We start from the raw sequence: 1,654 nt of genomic DNA on the forward strand, positions 1-1,654 counted from the left end.
GATTTATTTAACAGTGGGATTAATTTAATTGGTTAAAATCAGAAATTATTGATTTATGAATTATGTATGTACTATAAATCTCCACAAATAGGAAATAAATCAACTTTTTATCCAAACTTTGTAGAGACGTTCTATGGAAAGTCTCTACGTTATTTTTTACAGAAAAAATTAAGATATAAAGTCTCTCCATTCATGGAGAAAAAAGCGGTTGAGGGATGGCGAGGTCTCCTCGCCATATCCAATCAACCAAGAGAAGAAAAAAAATCCTTGAGTACCAATCCTTCTATTACAGAAGAGGTAATTAATAATTAATAATTATTAATTGTTGAACAGATATTTATTAACTAGCTATTAGCTTTTCCTTAGTGAATACTCTGTAAACAGCATTCAGCTAGCCTCCGTAGGAGGAACTACGTTAACAGCTAAAAATCCAAGGATTTAAGTCCCTTAACTCACTCTATTTGAAAAATTAGTGGTGCGGGTTAATAAGGGTTTTAATCTCCTATTAAATACCTTGAAAAACTGATAGCTAATAGCTGAACGCTGACTGCTTATTTAATTACTAGCTTTCTGAATTGAAGGACTTGATTGAGCTAAATATAATCCTAATAATACAATAAAAAATCCTAACCAGCTAATTATAGTAAGTTGTTCTGAGAATAATCCCCAAGCAATTAAAGCAGTAATTACAGGTTCCAATAAAAAGCATAAAGCAACAAAACCAGAAGAAAAAGTTTTGAGACTATAAGTAACAAACCCATGACCTAAAACTTGAGCAATTACTGCTAAACCAATAATTGATAACCATCCCTCCCAAGAAAAGGGTAAAATATGATCTTCGGTGAATAAAGCAATAGGAAGAGTAAATAAACTACCACTTATACAAGTCCATAATAATATAGTTGTTGCAGAAAATTTAGAGCGAAGTTGTTCAATTAATAAGTAGTAAGCACCAAATAAAATTGCAGATGAAAATGCTGCTAAGTCGCCAGTAAAATGTTGTAAATCTACTTGTATATCATCTGCTCCAATTGCAATTGCTCCTACTATAGCTATTCCCATTCCTATTAAGAATCTACGGTCAAAACGAAGACTTAAAAACATCCATCCTCCTAGAGCAGTAAAGATGGGAATCATATTATGAAGTATAGTTGAATTCGCTACATTAGTTTGGGTTAAAGACCAAGCCCAAAGAAGTAAACTAGGAGCAAAAGTAAAACCGCCAGCTAATAACCAAATCCACTCACGAAATGTATAAGTTGAATATTGTTCGTTTTTATTAGCTGATGATTGATTTTTTTGAGCTTGGAAATTACTCCAAAACCACAAGACAAGACCGGAGATGACAAAGCGATCTAATATTGTACTAGCAGGTCCTAATTCTCTTTCGCTTAATCGAATGAAAATTGCTGCTAAGGATACAGCTAATAATCCTACTAATAATGCTATTAAAGAGAAAAATGTAGATTTTTGTGCTGAATTTTGAGGGAGTAATTGTATTTGGCTTGTCATGTTAAATTTACCTTTGAATTTTGTACCAGTTAGAAACTAAACTTAGGTATTTGCCGAGTTTTCTAGAGTAACTAAAACTTATTTAGTTATTTGATATTTTTAGCTATGATAATCAAACAAGATTTACCGAATTATTAATTAT

At 31.7% G+C, this 1,654-nt stretch carries 2 protein-coding genes; one reads left to right on the forward strand and one right to left on the reverse strand.

Annotation, left to right across the window (positions count from 1 at the left end):
• The first annotated feature begins 48 nt into the window (after positions 1–48).
• Positions 49–312: a hypothetical protein gene (locus tag AFK68_RS00260; protein WP_168186258.1), complete on the forward strand. Its 264-nt coding sequence runs from the start codon at positions 49–51 to the stop codon at positions 310–312.
• Between the two features lie 243 nt (positions 313–555).
• Here the strand turns inward: AFK68_RS00260 and AFK68_RS00265 are convergent, their stop codons facing one another.
• A complete protein-coding gene (locus AFK68_RS00265; RefSeq protein ID WP_094670722.1) occupies positions 556–1,512 on the reverse strand; it encodes a DMT family transporter in 957 nt (318 codons plus the stop codon).
• Between the last annotated feature and the right edge of the window lie 142 nt (positions 1,513–1,654).

Source organism: Hydrocoleum sp. CS-953 (assembly GCF_002260545.1).
GTDB lineage: Bacteria > Cyanobacteriota > Cyanobacteriia > Cyanobacteriales > Microcoleaceae > Trichodesmium.

Excerpts from the sequence above, each read along its gene's own strand:
- AFK68_RS00265 (WP_094670722.1), bottom strand. The coding sequence starts at position 1,512 with ATGACAAGCCAAATACAATTACTCCCTCAAAATTCAGCACAAAAATCT.